Genomic DNA, 16,266 nt, shown 5'->3' with positions numbered 1-16,266 from the left:
GCCGGGTCAGGCCGACAGCCCCTGCAGACTGATGCCGGGGCTGAACGGCTGCGCCAGGATCCACAAGCCGCTGACGGTGAAGGCCACCATCAGCAGCAGCAACGGCAGCTGGCTGCGCAAGGCAAGGCGCACGCTGCCAAATAGCCGCAATGCCTCGACATGAGCGATCCAGACGCTGGCGACGTGACCGGCGACAATCAGCACCACCTGCAGATGCCAGACCGTACCGGCCTCCAGGGTCACCGGCACGCGCAGCAGCCCGGCAGTGCCGAACAGGTTCCACCCCCGCCCCAGGGGATCGGACAGCAGTGGCAGGAGCTGGGTGCCCTGGCTGACCAGCAGGGCCAGGTAGTGGCTGAGGTGATAGACCAGCACGATGGGCAGCAGGCTGAAGGCGAAGCGCAGCGCCAGCTCGCGTACGCCCAGGGCACTCGCGGTCAGCCGGCGCATCCAGACCATGCAGGCCATGAACAAGCCCAGATAGACAAACGCTGAAAGCAGCAGCCACAGGGTCTGCCAGAGCAGATACAGGTCCAGCAGCAGCGGGTAGTGGCGCACCAGTGGCGGTGTCAGCCAGCCACCGAACAGCGCCAGGCCGTCGCGCCAGAACAGGCTGACCCAGAACGCCGTCTCGTGCAGACCGTCAAAGCTGGTCGCCGCCAGCATGAACAGCAGGAACACCAGCAGCGACAGCGAATCGCAGCGGTAGCGCAGCAGGTCCTGTCCGGGCAGTTGCCAGCGGCCGTCACGGCGGCAGGAGAGCAGCCCGATCAGCCGCAGGAAGACGCTGAAGCACTCGCCATGACGCAACCAGGCTGCACTGCCGAACGCGGCACAGCCCGCCACGGTCAGCACGGTGTAGCCCAGCAGCAGCCAGGCCAGGGTGACTGGCAGCACATGCGCGAACAGCTCGGCCCAGATCACCGCCATGTACAGCAGCAGTGCCGGCCAATAGCCCAGCCAGTCCGGGTAGCGCCAGCGGCCCTGCTGCCATCCCCGGTGGCGCCGACCCAGCCACTGCCCCAGCACATGCCAGGGGTTGGCGCGATCGTTGCCGTTGCCGATGAGTGCCGTCAGGTAGGTGGTGCCGAGCAGGAAGATGACCCAGAACCAGGTCATGCTGATGTTGGCGTAGGGATTGCGCGACCCCATGAGGCCGGCCGCCACCGAAACGACCAGGCCGGCCAGGCTGATGCTCTGCCAGAGTCGCCAGCCAGCACCCCGGAGTGGCGGGACATCCGCCGGCAGCGGCACGGGCGCGGACTGCGCGACGGCCGGGGCTCGGGCCAGCCAGGCAGCCACCAGGAAAGACAGCACGAGTGCGGCGGCCGCACCGTAGCTGTAGAGCCAGAATGGCACCGGCAAGGCATAGGTCTTGCCGAAGGAGTGCGCGCTGGCCAGCGCAGGCAGCAGGCCCGGGGCGGCCATCAGCAGCAGGCCAAGGACATGGCGGACGGCAGACCTCACCGGGGCTGGACCTCCAGCACGGTCAGCGGCAGATGGGCACGGTGCAGCTCGACCTCGAAACGCCCGCTGCGGGTCAGGTCCAGCTCCAGCGTCCGGGACTGATTCGCCACCAGCGCCAGGTGCAGCTCGTAGCCATGGATGTGGAGTTCGTCGTCACGGTCGCTACGCACCTGGAGGCGCAGACGTTCACCGGCGCGGGCGCTGACCCGGTCCGGTCCGTGCACACGGCGACCCTCCTGCACCTGCCACGCGACCACGCGCAGGACGGGCCCTGCCGGAGCAGCCGGCACCGGCTCCGCCGCGGGTGCCAGCCAGTACCAGAGCAGGACCAGCGCGACACCGGCAGCGAGCAGGAAAAGCAGCGCCTGGCCTGGGTGCCGGTGCTCAGCGCTGGCGGTTGGCAAGCGCGCGCTCCCACATCTGCAGATAGACCTCGGCGGAGCGGTAGAGTGGCGTCAGCGCCTCGCGGCCGCCCTCGAGACGCACCTCCTCGACCCAGTCGGCAATCAGGCCGTAATGCGCCTGGCCATCGCGGTCGGTGTCGTAGACGCGCTCGCCGGAGCGCTGGCGCTCGAACACCACGGGCTTGATGCCGTTGAAGTCGCTGCCCCAGTCAGCCCCCGAGAACAGGGTGAAGGGGTAGCTGACCGGACGCGCATCACGGCCGCGCGGATCCGCCTGGGCACCCATGCCATTGGTGTCGGCGCCAAAGCCGAAGGCGAAGGCATGCGAGGTGCCGCTGGCGGCATGCGCGGCGCGCGCCTTGTTCAGCGAAGACACGAAGCCCTTGCCGTTGCCCTTGTAGTCGTAGATCAGACCACCGAGACGGAAGATGTCACGTGCCTGCGTCATGGAGATGCCGCCATGGCCGCCATGGGTCGAGGTCAGCGGGTAGTTGCGTGCGCGCGCCATGTCGATGACCTCGCTCTTCATCTTCAGCTCGAGGTGGTCGAGATCGATGATCATGCCGCGATCCATCATGCGTTCGATGGCATAGCGCCCGACCGGGGTGATGCTGCGGGCATTGCACTGGCGCTTGCTGGACTTGTAGACCGGTGCGGTGCCGCCCGCGAGCTGGCGCAGCAGGGTGCTCAGCGGGTCATCGTTGTCAAAGGCGCCGGGCACCGTGGTCATGATGGCGCCCGCTTCGTAGAAATAGTCATCCTCCGGACAGTCGTAGGTCTGCCAGAACTGGCCGGTATCGAGCTTGTTGCCGAAGTTCAGCACCAGCCCGTCGAAGATGCCGTTGCCGCCGAGGGCATTGTCGAACTCATGCACCGGAAACAGCTGACGCACCCCCAGCGCATGCAGACGTTCCAGCTGGGCGTCGACCGTGGCCGGGTCGCAGCCCTGGGTCTCGGGCAGCACCGGGAGCAGACCGTAGCGCACCGTGCAGTTGAACAGGTGCGAGATCTCCACGCCCAGCACCACGGCCAGCTTGCCCTGGGCGATGACCTGGCGCGCCTCGGCCGGGGTCGTCACCAGACGGAACCAGCCCTTGCCGGGACCGCCCTCCTGGGCATCGATGTAATCCTGCAGGTCACGCATGGTCTGCACCTGCGCGGTCGCCGAGTCCATTTCATTGCAGCGTGGCGTGCGCCCCTTGAGCGTGCTGTTGAGGGTGCACAGCACCTCGTTCTCGACCAGCTCGTTGACCATGATGCGCAGGCCGGCCTTCCAGGCCCGCTCCACCCACTTGTAGTACATGCCCTCGTGGGTGAGCGCATGCGCGGCCGGCCAGCTCACGAAGGTCGGCCAGCCCTGGGTGTCGTGACTGGCGAGCGGGTCGGTGGCATAGAGGTTGCCGACCAGGTCTTCGCGACCGTCCTCGCCATGACGCTCCTTGCAGTCACCCAGGGCATGAGCGACGCCGAAGCGGTGGAAGGGGTTGCCGTAATGCGCGCCACCGAGGAAATCGGTCGCGCTGATGTGCACATGGGCATCGGCAAAGCCCAGCACCGCACCCCCAGGCAGGGTGCCGCTGAAGCTGTCACCGCGCGCATTGACGGTGATCTCGGGATAGGCCGTGCAACCCGTGGCGGGCTCGAAGCGGAACAGCGATGGCGTGGTGGACAGGATCAGCCTGCCCGTATCGGGCGCCACCGCGAGAAAGCGCTGGTCCGACTGGGGCCGGAGACGAAAGCCGCTGCGTCCGTCGCCATCGACATGCCAGTCACTTGCATCCGAGGGTGCTGGCGCGGGTGACACCGTGTCGCCGGCACGCATCAGCGACCCATCCCGGGCGGACAGCAGGTAGCGCCCCAGGGCCGTGGGCTTGAGATAGAACGGCTCGGCGCTGTCCGCGCCAGTGGCGGTGGCGACATAGCGCTGATCGCCGTCGCGCGCCACCAGACGGCCACCGACCTCGCGCAGGCGGTAGCAGCCGTTGGCCATGTCATGGCGGGTCTGGGGCGTGGTGACCTGGCGTGGTGCCACGGTGTCGCCGGTGCTGGAGCCGGTGTCGTCGGAGCCGCCACAGGCGGCAAGCAGGCCGGCGCTGGCGAGCACCAGCAGCAGGGCATGACGTGCGGATGTCCCGGATCGGGTCATGGCGCATCCCTCATTGTTTTTTTATTGTTGTGAGGCGCGTCGGCATCAGCCGCGCTGGGCCCAAGCATGCGCTCGTGGCGTCCTGTCGGCAAGAAGGAGGAACAGCTGCGCACCAGCAGGGGGCGTCCGCATGCGCTATCATGCGCACCCGTATGCGGAACCTCTGTCATGTCCTTTGCCGATCTCGGCCTGCTTCCCGAACTGCTGCGCGCAGTCGAGGAGACCGGCTACACCACTCCGACCCCGATCCAGCAGCAGGCCATTCCGGTCGTGCTTTCCGGTCGTGACCTGCTCGCTGCCGCCCAGACCGGCACCGGCAAGACGGCCGGCTTCACCCTGCCCCTGCTGCAACGTCTGCACACCCAGAAGCCGCTGCATCCCGGCCAGAAGGCCCGCATCCGCGCCCTGGTGCTGACCCCGACCCGGGAGCTGGCCTCGCAGGTCGGCGAAAGCGTGGAGACCTACGGCAAGTACCTGAAGCTGTCGTCGATGGTCATGTTCGGTGGCGTCAACATCAATCCGCAGACCGCTCGCCTGCGTCAGCGTCTGGACATCCTGGTGGCCACCCCGGGCCGCCTGCTTGATCACGCCGGGCAGGGCCACATCGACCTCGGCGGCGTCGAGCTGCTGGTGCTGGACGAGGCCGACCGCATGCTCGACATGGGCTTCATCCGCGACATCCGCCGCGTGCTCGCGCTGCTGCCCAAGCAGCGCCAGAACCTGCTGTTCTCGGCGACCTTCGCCAGCGAGATCCGCGACCTGGCGCGCGGCCTGCTGGACAACCCGGCCGAGGTCTCGGTGACACCGCCGAACACCACGGTCGAGCGCATTCGCCAGCGCGTCTATCCGGTCGATCGCGATGCCAAGAAGGCGTTGCTGGAGACCCTGATCCGCCAGGGTGACTGGTCGCAGGTGCTGGTGTTCACGCGCACCAAGCACGGCGCCAACCGCCTGGCCGAAGGCCTCGACAAGGACGGCATTCCGGCCATGGCGATTCATGGCAACAAGAGCCAGAGCGCGCGCGAGAAGGCGTTGAGCGAGTTCAAGGCCGGCCGCCTGCGCGTGCTGGTGGCCACCGACATCGCGGCCCGCGGCATCGACATCGACGGCCTGCCGCATGTGGTCAACTACGAGCTGCCCAACGTGCCCGAGGACTACGTGCATCGCATCGGACGTACCGGGCGTGCCGGCGCCGGCGGCGAGGCCTGCTCGCTGGTCTGCGTCGACGAGCACAAGCTGCTGCGCGACATCGAGCGCACCATCAAGCTGAAGATCGAGCAGGTGGTGGTGCCGGGCTTCGAGCCGGACCCGAACGCCAAGCCGGAACCGCTGCGCAAGACACCACCGCCGCGCGCGCCACGTGCCGACAAGCCGACGCGGGCGCAGAATGCGCCGGCAGCGGCCAGACCGGCGCGTGCGCAGCAGAAGCCGGCATCCGGCTCAGGCAACGCTCCCGGTGGCGATGGCGGGCAGCCGGCACGCCGTCGCCGGCCACGAGGCGGCAACGGAAATGGCGGCGGCTCGCAGGGTGGTGGCGGGCGCAACGGCGGCAACAGCGGACGCGCCTCGCTGTAAGCCCTGATCAGGGCCCTGGAACCAGCCCGGACCCGGACTGCTGGCGCTGGCTCAGAAGTGGTAGCCGACGTTCAGCGTGCACACCAGGGGATCGATGTGCAGCGTGCCGATGCGCGCGCCATTGACCCGTGCCTCGCTGTCGATGTCGATGTAACGGATGTCGGCCCCGAGGCTGATGCGTGGTGTCACCGGGATGTCCACGCCAACCTGTCCCGCCAGGCCGGCCGAGTTCTTCAGCGTCAGGTCGGCGCCACGAATCTGCTCATCCATGAACAGGGTGTAGTTGACCCCTGCCCCGACATAGGGGCGAATCGCGGCCTCCGGGGCGAAGTGGTACTGCAGTGACAGCACCGGCGGCAGATGCTTCACCGATGCCACCTCGCTGCCGTTGATGGCGACATCCTGCTTGAAGGGCGCCGCTGCCAGCACATCGACGGCAATCTGCGGCGTGATGAAATACGCCACGTTGAAGCTCATGCCCAGCCCATGCTCGACATCGACATCTCCCGCCAGGGTTCGGCTGTGATCACTGTCCGGTGCCACGTCACTGACACCCAGACGAACCAGCCAGGGCGAGGCAGGTGCTGCTTGGGCGACAGAAGCGAGGCTCAGCCCCAGGGCCAGGGCGAGAACGGACGGGACGAAAGAAACAGGCATGCTCATGTGCAGGCTCCGCAGGCAAGTGATGTGCGAGGCCGTCAGCACGGCCACTGACGATCAGCCTACCCGCTGCCGCGCGCCGGCGCGCCGAGGCCGCGTGCCGGAACTTGCGCCAGATCAAGTTCACCGGCGAATGTCCGCCAGCAACGAAAAGGCCGGCAGTCTCCTGCCGGCCTTTCGCCCACACAACCCGTCTGCTTACTGCTTGCCGGCCTCGTAGCCGGCCTTGGCATCATCCACCATCTCGTCGCCGGCAGCCTTGACGCCAGCAGCCGCCTCCTCACCCGCCTGGACGGCATTGCCGGCCGCTTCGCCGACCGAATGGGCGGCGCTGGAGGCGGCATCACCGGTGGCTTCGGCGGCATCGCCCACGGCCTCACCGGCCTGCTCCATGGAAGCAGCGGCATCATCAGTCATCTGCTCGGCTTCCTTCTTGGAGCAACCGGTCAGCGCGATGCTGCCCACCACGACAGCGAGCGAAAGGGTCTTGATATCGATCTTCATGAGTCCGCATCCTCTGTTGCCCTGACGGGCTTCCTGATTTCGGGGGTACCGCGAAATCACCTTGCCACCATGGAGGACGGGCGCCAACGTCTTTCAGACGTCCTGCCACCAGGGGTAAACCGGCGGCATGGCGCTGGCCTTGCCGGCATACTGCGGATCACGTTTCTCGAGGAAGGAGCGCACGCCCTCCTTGCCGTCTTCCAGACTGGTGTAGAACATGGCCAGGGAGTCGATGCGGTGCGCCTCCAGCGGATGCGGCTGAGCCGCATTGCGGTAGAGCATCTGGCGAGCGAAGGCGACCGCCACCGGTGACTTGTTGACGCTGAACTTGCGTGCCAGCTCGTATGCGGCCGGCAGCAGCTCGTCCGGCGCATGCACCGAGCGCACCAGCCTGCCCGCCAGCGCCTGTTCGGCGGTCAGGATGTCACCGCTGTAGACCCACTCCAGCGCCTGCTGGATGCCGACGATGCGCGGCAGGAACCAGCTCGAGCAGGCCTCGGGCACCACGCCAATCTTGCCGAAGACAAATCCGATGCGAGCCTTTTCGGAGGCCAGACGGATGTCCATCGCCAGCGTCATGGTCGCGCCTATGCCCACGGCCGGGCCGTTGATGGCACCGATCACCGGCTTCTTGCAGTCGTAGATGGCCAGCGTCACGCGCCCGCCGGTGTCACGCACGCCACGCGCGATGGCCTCGTCATGCAGGCGCTCGTGCATGTCGGCCACGGTCGGCCGCTGCGTCTCGTCGAGACCGAAGACGTTGCCGGGCACCGACAGGTCCATGCCGGCACAGAAGGCGCGCCCGCTGCCGGTGACCACGATGGCGCGCACGTCATCGTCCTCGCTGGCACGTCGAAAGGCATGTTCGAGCTCGTCGGCCATCTCGACCGTGAAGGCATTGAGCTGATCGGGACGGTTCAGGGTCAGCGTGAGGATGTGGTCATCGACACGCCAGTCGAGCGTGGTGTAGGTCATGGTCGCGGCTCATCGGACGGGAGTCAGGTTTGTAGCGGGTTGAAGACCGGACGACAAGTGTCAGAAAAGCGGGCGACGTCTGTCATAATACTGCCACTTTTCTGTCATGTGAGTCTCAGCGTGGAACACAAGCACATCAAGCACATGGAAAAGGCCATGGAAAAAAGCCGCATCGAGCAGGTGCGCTTCGGTCTCGGCCTGATCTTCATTCTCGGCATCATGCTCTACACCGCCAGCCAGTCCGGTGGCGAAGTCAGCATCACGCTGGTGATTGCCGCCATGGTTGGCGGTTACATGGCCATGAACATCGGCGCCAACGATGTCGCCAACAACGTCGGCCCGGCGGTCGGCTCGCGCGCCCTCACGCTGGGCAGCGCCCTGGTCATCGCTGCCATCTTCGAGGCAGCCGGCGCCATCATCGCCGGTGGCGAGGTGGTCGGCACCATCCGCAGCGGCATCATCAACCCGGCCCTGATTCCCGACACCGACACCTTCGTCTGGATCATGATGGCCGCCCTGATGGCGGGTGCGCTCTGGCTCAACATCGCCACCGCCACCGGCGCCCCGGTATCGACAACGCACTCCATCGTCGGCGCCGTGCTGGGTGCCGGCATCGCCGCCAGCGGCACGGAGATCGTGAACTGGGGCAAGATGGGCGAGATCGCCATGAGCTGGGTCATTTCCCCGGTCATGGGCGGCATCGTTGCCGCCGGCTTTCTCTACCTGATCAAGCGCAGCATCACCTACCAGACCGACATGATTGGCGCCGCCCGCCGCGTGGTGCCCTGGCTGGTCGCGCTGATGGCCTGGACCTTCACCACCTACCTGCTGCTCAAGGGCCTCGGCAAGATCATGAAGGTGTCGGTCATGGACGCCTCGCTCTATGGCCTGGCCATGGCTGTCGCGGTGTTCTTCTTCCTGCGCTGGCGCCTGGCCCAGCCGGATCGTGTCCTCGCGGAAGGCAAGCAGGGCGTGAACAGCCTGTTCACCATCCCGCTGATCTTCGCGGCCGCCCTGCTCAGCTTTGCCCATGGCTCCAATGACGTGGCCAACGCCATCGGCCCGCTGGCGGCCATCGTCGATGTCTACACCACCGGCGCCGGCAGCGTGCATGCCGATGCGCCGATTCCGCTCTGGGTCATGCTCATCGGCGCCCTCGGCATCGCCCTCGGTCTCGCGCTCTACGGTCCCAAGGTGATCAGGACCATCGGCACCGAAATCACCGAGCTCGACCAGATGCGCGCCTACTGCATCGCGATGTCGGCCACCATCACGGTCATCATCGCCAGCCAGATGGGCATGCCGGTCAGCTCCACGCACATCGCCGTGGGTGGCGTGTTCGGTGTCGGTTTCCTGCGCGAGTACCTGAAAAAGAATTACGACCGCATGATGGCCGAGATCAAGGCGCACCACCCCGAGGGCGACCAGGAGGCCATTGAGGCGTTCATCTCGCGCTTTGCCCGCGCCGACATCGCCACCAAGGACGCCATGCTGCGCGACCTCAAGGCCCGCGCCAAGATCGACCAGGACCCTGCGCACTTCTCCAAGCTGGAGCGCAAGGGCCTGCGCAAGGTCTACCGTCATGAGCTGGTCAAGCGCTCGCAGCTGATGCGCATCGCCGCCGCCTGGGTCATCACGGTGCCGGCAACGGCCGTGATGGCCGCCCTGATCTTTTTCATGATCCGTGGCATGGTAGCCTGACCAGCTGCCGCCCGCCCGTGCCGGCACATGCTGGCACGGGCCTTGCTTCGTGGACGGGTACTCTCTGTACAGAGGTCCTGCATCGTGTCGATCCATGTCGCGCTGAATCATGTCACGCACTACCGCTACGACCGCCCTGTCCAGCTCGGTCCGCAGACCATACGCCTGCGCCCGGCGCCGCATTGCCGCACCCGCATCCTCTCCTACAGCCTGCGCGTGACACCGGCCGAGCACTTCATCAACTGGCAGCAGGACCCGCAGGCCAACTACCTGGCGCGCCTGGTGTTCCCGGAAAAGACCCGGGAGTTTCGCGTCGAGGTCGATGTGGTGGCGGAAATGACCGTCATCAACCCCTTCGACTTCTTTCTCGAACCGCAGGCCCAGCAATGGCCCTTCGACTATGACGACGAGGCGCTGCAGCGTGAGCTGGCGCCCTATTGCGTGGCACAGCCGCTGACACCTGCACTGTCGCGCTACATCCTGGCCGTGCCGGAGACACCGCGCAGCACCATCGACTTTCTGGTCGAGATCAACCAGCGCATCTATCAGGATGTGAAATACCTGATCCGTATGGAGCCGGGTGTGCAGACGCCGGAGGAAACCCTGACCTCCGGCTCCGGCTCCTGCCGCGACTCGGCCTGGCTGATGGTGCAGGTGCTGCGTCACCTTGGCCTCGCGGCACGCTTCGTGTCCGGCTACCTGATCCAGCTCACCGCCGACGTCAAGGCACTGGACGGCCCCTCCGGTCCGACTGCCGACTTCACCGATCTGCATGCCTGGTGCGAGGTCTACCTGCCGGGTGCGGGCTGGGTCGGCCTCGACCCGACCTCGGGCCTGTTTGCCGGTGAAGGCCACCTGCCGCTGGCCTGCAGCCCCGAGCCATCGTCTGCCGCACCCATCAGCGGCGGCCTCGATGCCTGCGAATGCGTGTTCGAGCATGAGATGTCGCTGAGCCGGCTGCAGCAGGCACCCCGCGTCACCCGCCCGTGCACCCCCGAGCAATGGCAGGCGATCGAGGCCCTGGGCAACGCCATCGACACCGATCTGCAGGGCATGGACGTGCGCCTGACCATGGGCGGCGAGCCCACCTTCGTGGCCGTCGATGACCCCGATGGCGAGGAATGGAACACCGCCGCCCTGGGCCCGACCAAGCGTCTGCGTGCCGCCGAGCTGTTTCACCGCCTGCGCCGGCATTACGCCCCGCAGGGCCTGGTGCACTTCGGCCAGGGCAAGTGGTATCCCGGTGAGCAGCTGCCACGCTGGGCGCTGAACTGCTACTGGCGCAAGGATGGCCAGCCGATCTGGCTGGATGCCTCGCTGCAGGCCGACGAGCACAGCCAGTACGGCGCCGATGCCGGACTCGCCGCCGAGTTCCTGCATGAGGTCAGCCGGCGCCTGGGGCTGAGCGGCGACAGCATATTCCCGGCCTACGAAGACACCCTCTACCACCTCTGGCGCGAGCGTCGTCTGCCGGCCAACGTGGACCCGACGGATGCCCGCCTCGACGACCCGCTGGAGCGTGACCGGCTGGCGCGCGTGTTCAGCCAGGGTCTCGGGCACGTGGTCGGTCATGTGCTGCCGCTGGCACGCACCCCGGACGGCCGCGCCTGGCAGACCGGATCGTGGTTCCTGCGCAGCGAACACTGCCATCTGGTGCCTGGCGACTCGCCCCTGGGCTACCGTCTGCCGCTGGACTCGCTGCCATGGGTCAGCCGCAGTGACTACCCCTACATCCATCAGCCCGACCCGAGTCGGCAGGGACCGCCTCTGGCGGATGCCGACGATCTGCGCCGCCGGATCAGCGAGCCGCTGCGACAGACCGCCAGCGCCTACCGCACGCGTCAGGTCAGCATGGCCGTACACGAGGCACACCCACCGGCCCGAGGCACATCGGCCCCGGGGATCACCCGCACCAGCCTCTGTGCCGAGCCACGCGACGGGCGCCTGTATCTGTTCATGCCGCCGCTGGCCGAGCTTGATGACTACCTGGAACTGGTGGCCGCCATCGAGGCCACGGCCGCACAGCTGCAGCACCCGGTCATCCTGGAGGGCTACGAGCCACCACGTGATGCACGCCTGGAAAAGTTCAGCGTGACTCCCGATCCGGGCGTGATCGAGGTCAACATTCACCCGGCAGGGTCATGGCAGGAGCTGGTCGAACGCACCACGCATCTGTACGAGTCGGCACGCGAGACGCGCCTGAGCACGGAGAAGTTCATGGTCGACGGGCGTCACACCGGCACCGGCGGCGGCAACCACTTCGTGCTTGGCGGCGCCACGCCGGCCGACTCGCCCTTCCTGCGCCGTCCCGATCTGCTGCGCAGCCTGATCAGCTACTGGCACAACCATCCGTCCCTGTCCTATCTGTTCTCGGGCCTGTTCATCGGACCGACCTCGCAGGCACCACGCGTGGACGAGGCGCGCAACGATGCGCTCTACGAGCTGGAGACCGCATTCCGGCAATTCCCGGCTGCCGGCGAGAGCTGCCCGCCCTGGCTGGTCGATCGCCTGCTGCGCAACCTGCTGGTGGATGTCACCGGCAACACCCATCGCGCCGAGTTCTGCATCGACAAGCTGTATTCGCCGGATGGCCCCGGCGGCCGCCTCGGCCTGCTCGAACTGCGCGCCTTCGAGATGCCACCGCACGCGCAGATGTCGCTGGCGCAGCAGCTGCTGCTGCGCGGACTGGTCGCGCGTTTCTGGCAGAAACCCTATGCCCCGGCGCGACTGACGCGCTGGGGTAGCGAACTGCATGACCGCTTCATGCTGCCGCACTTCGTGCAGCAGGACTTCAATGACGTCATCCGCGACATGCAGGAAAGCGGTTACGACTTCCAGGCTGACTGGTTCGATGCCCACCTCGAATTCCGCTTTCCGCGCCTCGGCGACCTTGCCGTGCAGGGCATGACGGTGGAGCTGCGCCACGCCCTGGAGCCCTGGCATGTCATGGGCGAGGAAAGCGCCGGCGGCGGCAGCGTGCGCTACGTCGACTCGTCCGTCGAACGTCTGCAGGTGAAAGCCACCGGCATGGCCCCGGATCGCTACGTGCTGACCTGCAACGGCGTGCCCGTGCCGCTGCAACCGACCGGGCAGGTCGGCGAGTTTGTCGCCGGCGTGCGCTACCGGGCCTGGCAGCCGCCGTCCTGCCTGCACCCGACCATCGGCGTGCATGCCCCGCTCATCTTCGACCTTGTCGACACCTGGTCGCAGCGTGCGCTGGGCGGCTTCCAGCACCATGTCATGCACCCCGGCGGCCGCAGCTTCGACAGCCATCCGGTGAACGCGTCGGAGGCCGAGAGCCGACGCCGCGCACGCTTCTTCCGCATGGGCCACAGCCCGGGCCGGATGCAGCCGTCACCGGCACCGGTCAACCTGGAGCATCCCTTCGTGCTAGATTTGCGCAGAGTCTGATGCCTACCCATGCCGGTTCGGCCAAACCAGCCCCCAGGATGTCATGACCGATCTGCTAGCCAGCCTGCGACCGCGTGCGGATCGCTATCACGAGATCTTCACGGCGGACGGCACGGTGAGGCCGCACTGGCAGGCCTTTGCCGCCACGCTGGGCAGCCTGGACCGGGAGCAGATGCAGCTGCGCGCTGACCTGGTCAGTCGCCAGGTGCGCGAAAACGGCATCACCTACAACATCTACGGTGACAGCCAGGGCCCCGATCGCAGCTGGCGCGTCGGTGCCGTGCCCAACATCGTGCCCGCCGCCGAATGGCAGCAGATCGCAGCCGGCGTGGCGCAACGCGCGCGCCTGCTGGATCGCGTGCTGGCCGACCTCTATGGCGAGCAACGCCTGCTGCACGAGGGTCTGCTGCCCGCCGAACTGGTCTACGGACACAACAACTTTCTCTGGCCCTGCGTCGGCACCAAGCCCGCCGGCGGACGCTGGCTGCAGGTCTATGGCGTCGACCTGGCGCGCGCCGCGGACGGCCGCTGGTGGGTGATGACCGACCGTACCCAGGCGCCATCCGGAGCCGGCTACGCCCTGGAAAACCGCCAGGTGGTGGCGCGCGCGTTTCCCGCGCTGTTCCGCGAGCTGGGCGTGCAGTCACTGACCGGCACCTTCCAGACCCTGCTCGAGACCCTGCGCCGGGATGCCCCCAGTGACGGCGATACGCCACTGATCGTGCTGCTCACGCCGGGCCGCTACAACGAGACCTATTTCGAGCACGTCTATCTGGCGCGCCATCTCGGCATCCCGCTGGTCGAGGGCCATGACCTCAGCGTGCGCCAGCCTCACGTCTACCTGAAGACCTTGCAGGGCCTGAAGCGGGTGCATGCCATCCTGCGCCGCCTCGACGATGACTATTGCGACCCGCTGGAGTTGCGCAGCGACTCGGCCCTGGGCGTGCCCGGCCTGCTCTCGGTGGTGCGCGCCGGCAAGGTGCTGGTCGCCAACGCGCTCGGCAGCGGCGTGCTGGAATCACCGGGACTGCTCGGCTTCCTGCCGCGCGCCTGCGAACGGCTGCTCGACGAACCGCTGCAGCTGCCCTCGCTGGCGACCTGGTGGTGCGGCGAGCCGCCCGTGATGGAGGCCGCCCTCAAGCGTCTGTCCGAGCTGGTGATCAAGCCCGCGTTTCCGTCCCAGCGTTTCGAGCCGGTATTCGGACCCGATCTTTCCGCCGCCGAACTGGAGCGCCTGCGCGAACGCATCCGCCAGCGCCCCTATGCCTATCTGGCCCAGGAGCGCATGCAGCTGGCCGATACGCCGGTCTGGCATCCGGACCAGGGACGCTTCATCAACCACGCCACCGGCATGCGCGTCTATGCCGTCGCCAGCGAGCAGGGCTATGCCGTCATGCCGGGCGGCCTGACCCGCGTCGCCGGCAGCCCGGACGATCGCGTGGTGTCCATGCAGCGCGGTGGTACCAGCAAGGACACCTGGGTCTGCTTCAGCCACAGCCAGCGCAGCGACATCCCGCGCAGCCGCTCGCTCGGCGTGCGCGACCTCCTGCGTCACGATCCCTTCCTGCCGTCCCGGGTGGCCGAGAACATGTTCTGGCTGGGTCGCTATGCCGAACGTGCCGACAACCAGGCGCGCCTGATACGCTCCGCGCTCGATCGCCATCTCGAGGCCGATCCGGACCGCGCCACCGGCTTGCTGCTGGCCCTGCAGCATGGTCGTCGGCAAGGCCTTTTCGACGCGGACCGCGAACTGCAGCACAGCCTGCTGGGCGGCCTGCATGGCGAAGGCCTGACCTTGTCGATGACGCTGAGCGGACTCACCGGCGCCGCCTCGGAAGTGCGCAGCCGCCTGTCGCAGGAGAACTGGAGCGCCATCGTCGAGCTCGAGCGCGAAGGCGCCAGCCTGCTGCCGGAGCGCCTGGAACCGGGCGAAGCACTGGCCTTCCTCGACCGCCTGCTGATGAGTCTGACCGCCCTCGCCGGCTTCGCGCTGGACGACATGACCCAGGACCAGAGCTGGCGCTTTCTCATGCTGGGTCGCGGCATCGAGCGCCTGCAGCATCTGAGCGCCCTGCACGCTGGCGCCCTTGCCAGTCCGGGCTGCACCAACCAGGCCGGACTGGAGTGGCTGCTCGAGGTCGCCGACAGCAACATCACCTACCGCAGTCGCTACCTGTCGACGCCACAGCTGATTCCGGTGCTGGACCTTCTGCTGCTAGACCCCGGCAATCCGCACTCGGTGTGCTTCCAGCTGCGCCAGCTGCTGCGCATGCTGGAAAGCACCGGCAGCCGTGATCGCCAGCCGCTGGAGCGGCTCAGCGCCCAGCTGCACTCGCTGGATCTGGGCGTGATCGAAAGCGACCTCGGCGATCCGTCCCGTCTGCAGCACTCGCTGACGCGCACCGCCGCGCTGCTGCAGGACATCCAGCACGCCGGCTGGCAGCTGGCAGACGGCATCGCCCTGCAGTATTTCGCCCACGTCACCCGCCTCACGCGCAGTCTGGTGTCAACCTGAATGGCCGAATACCGCATCACCCACCAAACCCGCTACGCATACAGCCAGATGGTCTCGCTGTCACAGCAGCTGCTGCATGTGGAGCCGCGCGCACTGCCCTGGCAGCGCCTGCTCGGCGGCAGTCTGTACATCCAGCCGCACCCGCAGCTGCAAAGCGAGCAGCAGGATCACTTCGGGAACCCCTGCACCCTGCTCGAACTGTCACAGCCGCATCAGCAGCTCATCATCACCACCGAGCTGCATGTCGAGGTGCTGCCACGCGCCCGGATCGATCCGGACAGCAGCCTGCCCTGGCAGGAAGTGGTGGCTGCCTGCCGCTACCATCGTGGCACCCAGGCGCATCTTGAGGTGCTGGCGTTTCGTCATGAATCGCCGCATGTGCATATCAAGCATGACTTCGCCGGCTACGCGCGCGACTGCTTCCCCGCCGACACGCCGGTGCTGGCCGGGGCGCAGGCCTTGATGGCAAAGATTCACCGTGACTTCAGCTTCGACCCGGATGCCACCCACATCGGCACCCCTCTGCAGGAGGTGCTGGAGCGGCGTCGCGGCGTCTGCCAGGATTTCGCCCACCTGATGATCGCCTGCCTGCGCTCGCTGGGCTTGCCGGCGCGCTATGTCAGCGGCTACCTGCTGACCAGCCCGCCCCCCGGTCAGCCACGCCTGATCGGTGCTGACGCCTCGCATGCCTGGGTGTCGGTCTGGTGCCCGCACAATGGCTGGGCCGACTTCGATCCCACCAACGGCGTGCTTCCTGACTGCCAGCACATCACCCTGGGCTGGGGCCGGGACTTCAGTGACGTGACGCCGCTGCGCGGAGTCATCGTCGGCGGCGGCGCCCATACCCTGGAGGTGGAGGTCACCGTGCTGCCGCTGGATGACGCCGGCAGCTGACCCGCCGGCCTGCG

Annotated in this window: 11 protein-coding genes; 5 read left to right on the top strand and 6 right to left on the bottom strand. The window is 67.3% G+C overall.

Features of this window, described 5'->3' with window-relative positions:
* Positions 1 to 6 precede the first annotated feature (6 nt).
* From F595_RS0103530 to F595_RS0103520, 3 genes are read right to left on the bottom strand one after another with little or no spacing between them, the layout of a single operon-like run.
* Positions 7 to 1,467, bottom strand: a complete 1,461-nt coding sequence (locus tag F595_RS0103530; RefSeq protein WP_022955495.1) for a hypothetical protein — start codon at positions 1,465 to 1,467, stop codon at positions 7 to 9.
* Complete coding sequence (locus F595_RS14105; RefSeq protein ID WP_022955494.1) at positions 1,464 to 1,871, bottom strand: hypothetical protein; 408 nt, start codon at positions 1,869 to 1,871, stop codon at positions 1,464 to 1,466. Before F595_RS14105 ends, F595_RS0103530 begins: the two co-directional genes overlap by 4 nt.
* Positions 1,852 to 4,017, bottom strand: a complete 2,166-nt coding sequence (locus F595_RS0103520) for an amidohydrolase family protein (protein WP_022955493.1) — start codon at positions 4,015 to 4,017, stop codon at positions 1,852 to 1,854. Before F595_RS0103520 ends, F595_RS14105 begins: the two co-directional genes overlap by 20 nt.
* Before the next feature lie 168 nt (positions 4,018 to 4,185).
* Here F595_RS0103520 and F595_RS12575 point away from each other — a divergent pair, with 168 nt between their 5' ends.
* On the top strand, positions 4,186 to 5,592 hold the full coding sequence (locus F595_RS12575) for a DEAD/DEAH box helicase (RefSeq protein WP_022955492.1): 1,407 nt from the start codon (positions 4,186 to 4,188) through the stop codon (positions 5,590 to 5,592).
* 51 nt (positions 5,593 to 5,643) lie between these two features.
* On the opposite strand, the gene F595_RS0103510 is transcribed toward F595_RS12575, so the two are convergent.
* The 3 genes from F595_RS0103510 to F595_RS0103500 form a co-directional block, all read right to left on the bottom strand.
* Complete coding sequence (locus F595_RS0103510) at positions 5,644 to 6,255, bottom strand: OmpW/AlkL family protein (protein ID WP_022955491.1); 612 nt, start codon at positions 6,253 to 6,255, stop codon at positions 5,644 to 5,646.
* Positions 6,256 to 6,450: 195 nt separating this feature from the next.
* Positions 6,451 to 6,756, bottom strand: a complete 306-nt coding sequence (locus F595_RS12570; RefSeq protein WP_022955490.1) for a hypothetical protein — start codon at positions 6,754 to 6,756, stop codon at positions 6,451 to 6,453.
* A 93-nt stretch (positions 6,757 to 6,849) separates the two neighbouring features.
* The gene (locus tag F595_RS0103500; RefSeq protein WP_022955489.1) at positions 6,850 to 7,731 is read right to left on the bottom strand and encodes a crotonase/enoyl-CoA hydratase family protein; all 882 of its coding nucleotides are present in this window, start codon (positions 7,729 to 7,731) and stop codon (positions 6,850 to 6,852) included.
* Positions 7,732 to 7,875: 144 nt separating this feature from the next.
* Between F595_RS0103500 and F595_RS0103495 the strand changes: the two genes are divergently transcribed.
* The 4 genes from F595_RS0103495 (at position 7,876) to F595_RS0103480 (ending at position 16,252) form a co-directional block, all read left to right on the top strand.
* A complete protein-coding gene (locus F595_RS0103495; protein WP_228126942.1) occupies positions 7,876 to 9,432 on the top strand; it encodes an inorganic phosphate transporter in 1,557 nt (518 codons plus the stop codon).
* 84 nt (positions 9,433 to 9,516) lie between these two features.
* Positions 9,517 to 12,843: a transglutaminase family protein gene (locus F595_RS0103490; RefSeq protein ID WP_022955487.1), complete on the top strand. Its 3,327-nt coding sequence runs from the start codon at positions 9,517 to 9,519 to the stop codon at positions 12,841 to 12,843.
* 43 nt (positions 12,844 to 12,886) lie between these two features.
* Positions 12,887 to 15,358: a circularly permuted type 2 ATP-grasp protein gene (locus F595_RS0103485; RefSeq protein WP_022955486.1), complete on the top strand. Its 2,472-nt coding sequence runs from the start codon at positions 12,887 to 12,889 to the stop codon at positions 15,356 to 15,358.
* Positions 15,359 to 16,252 carry a transglutaminase family protein gene (locus F595_RS0103480; protein WP_022955485.1) on the top strand — a complete coding sequence of 298 codons (894 nt, stop codon included), beginning with the start codon at positions 15,359 to 15,361 and terminating at the stop codon, positions 16,250 to 16,252.
* Positions 16,253 to 16,266: the final 14 nt, after the last annotated feature.

Source organism: Perlucidibaca piscinae DSM 21586, assembly GCF_000420045.1.
Classification (GTDB): Bacteria; Pseudomonadota; Gammaproteobacteria; order Pseudomonadales; family Moraxellaceae; genus Perlucidibaca; species Perlucidibaca piscinae.
Note: the sequence above shows the minus strand (reverse complement) of the source record. Positions and strands in the feature narration are given on the sequence as shown.

Bases quoted from the DNA above. Each gene is read 5' to 3' on its own strand.
- F595_RS0103520 (WP_022955493.1), bottom strand. From the start codon at position 4,017: ATGACCCGATCCGGGACATCCGCACGTCATGCCCTGCTGCTGGTGCTC.
- F595_RS12575 (WP_022955492.1), top strand. From the start codon at position 4,186: ATGTCCTTTGCCGATCTCGGCCTGCTTCCCGAACTGCTGCGCGCAGTC.
- F595_RS0103510 (WP_022955491.1), bottom strand. From the start codon at position 6,255: ATGAGCATGCCTGTTTCTTTCGTCCCGTCCGTTCTCGCCCTGGCCCTG.
- F595_RS12570 (WP_022955490.1), bottom strand. From the start codon at position 6,756: ATGAAGATCGATATCAAGACCCTTTCGCTCGCTGTCGTGGTGGGCAGC.
- F595_RS0103500 (WP_022955489.1), bottom strand. From the start codon at position 7,731: ATGACCTACACCACGCTCGACTGGCGTGTCGATGACCACATCCTCACG.
- F595_RS0103495 (WP_228126942.1), top strand. From the start codon at position 7,876: ATGGAAAAGGCCATGGAAAAAAGCCGCATCGAGCAGGTGCGCTTCGGT.
- F595_RS0103485 (WP_022955486.1), top strand. From the start codon at position 12,887: ATGACCGATCTGCTAGCCAGCCTGCGACCGCGTGCGGATCGCTATCAC.
- F595_RS0103480 (WP_022955485.1), top strand. From the start codon at position 15,359: ATGGCCGAATACCGCATCACCCACCAAACCCGCTACGCATACAGCCAG.